Source organism: Okeania sp. SIO2B9 (assembly GCF_010672505.1).
Lineage (GTDB): Bacteria > Cyanobacteriota > Cyanobacteriia > Cyanobacteriales > Microcoleaceae > Okeania > Okeania hirsuta.
Map to the genome: position 1 here is coordinate 1 of NZ_JAAHGK010001557.1, position 1,529 is coordinate 1,529.

The 1,529-nt window shown below is 30.9% G+C and carries 1 protein-coding gene and 1 pseudogene; both read left to right on the top strand.

Annotated elements, in window-relative coordinates; all coding sequences use genetic code 11:
- Positions 1-146 precede the first annotated feature (146 nt).
- Positions 147-1,187: a DUF5357 family protein gene (locus F6K13_RS32585; RefSeq protein WP_287289839.1), complete on the top strand. Its 1,041-nt coding sequence runs from the start codon at positions 147-149 to the stop codon at positions 1,185-1,187.
- 41 nt (positions 1,188-1,228) lie between these two features.
- Positions 1,229-1,529, top strand: a pseudogene (locus F6K13_RS32590) (ABC transporter permease); the annotation flags it as partial.

Genomic DNA, 1,529 nt, shown 5'->3' on the forward strand with positions numbered 1-1,529 from the left:
TATTCAAACCTCTGCAGAAATAAAATAAATACTATTGCTAAATGACTACAAATATGAGCCAATGTAATCACCAAAAACCTTGGCGTTCTTAATTGTAGTCATTTAGCAATAGTATTTATTTTATTTCTGCAGAGGTTTGAATTAACATGAAAGAAATTTGGAAAAGTTTTACTGATTTATTCAAAGGTATTACTGACATTTTAAAGAATTTACTAAATTTATTACTTCCTCCTAAGTTTTGGCATTGGCAAACATTTTTACTGTTAAGTGGAATGTTATTACTGGTGTCTTTGGTTGTAGCTGAAGTTGATAGTAATAGGGAAGTAGAAGTTGATTTTATTTCTGTTTTAAGCTGGTTATTTTTAACATTTTCTGTCGGATGGTTGACAACTCAGAAACCATTTGTATTTCGAGGTATCAGTTTAAGTCCTTGGATTACAGCAGGGTTAATTTGCTTTCTTTTATATGAAAAATTAGAGATAAATTTGAAGTATGTAGCTATAATATCTTGGCCAATAATTGCAGTGTGCATAGCAGCGATAATTTTGGTATTGAATACTCCGGAAGAATCGACAGAACAAAAAGTTGATGTATTATCAAAGCCTAGTTTTGTCATTTTAGTTTTGGTCAATTTTTTGGTTAGTTGTTGGTTGGGATTATATTTTGTGATTCAGGGAATAGTACAACAATATCCCACCATGGGAGAGGATGATTTGAGTAAAAGTACATTTGTTTATCGACTGATCAAGCCTTCAATAAACGATTATAGAGGCGCAAAAATTCTGAATTTAATGCAAGAGAAATTGAACAATCAGTTAGCAACTCAAAGAGTGGAATTATCCGTACCTAATATGAAGTTGAAACTGCAAAATATTAAAGATGAAGTGACTAAAGAAATATCTGAAGTTAAAGAAGATGATTTCTGGAAGTTACAAACGCCAATAGTTGCTAATCAGTCTGGATATCAGTTAGAGTTACAATTATTTTGGGAAGGAATTACAGCAAAAGATGAAAGTTATTATCTGAGTAAAAATTGTAAAATCGAAGAAAAAGTAGGTCAAAGAAGTTATGGTAATACTTCACAAAATGAAGCAGTACCAATTAGAGTTGGAAATGTTGAATGTAGTGCTGTAGAAAAGAAACTGGTTAAACCAGAAAACCAGTCAGAAGATGTGACAAAAATTTAGAGATAAAAAATAAGTGGAAATAGGAGGTTAGGAAACATTTTATGAATCTAGGGAGAATTCTGGCAATTTCTCAAAATGTATTTTGGGAAGTAATTCGCGATCGTATCCTTTATTTAATTGTTTTTTTTACTTTATTAATGATTGCTGCTATTAGATTAATCCCAGAATTATCTGTAGGTACAGAGGATAAAATAATCTTAGATTTTGGGTTAGCAGTTATGAGTGTTTTAGGTTTGATAGTGACGGTTTTTATTGGCACTGCTTTGGTGAATAAAGAAATTGAAAAACGCACTGTTTATGTTTTGATTGCTAAACCATTAAGTCGTTCGGAATTAATTATTA

Excerpts from the sequence above, each read along its gene's own strand:
- F6K13_RS32585 (WP_287289839.1), top strand. The coding sequence starts at position 147 with ATGAAAGAAATTTGGAAAAGTTTTACTGATTTATTCAAAGGTATTACT.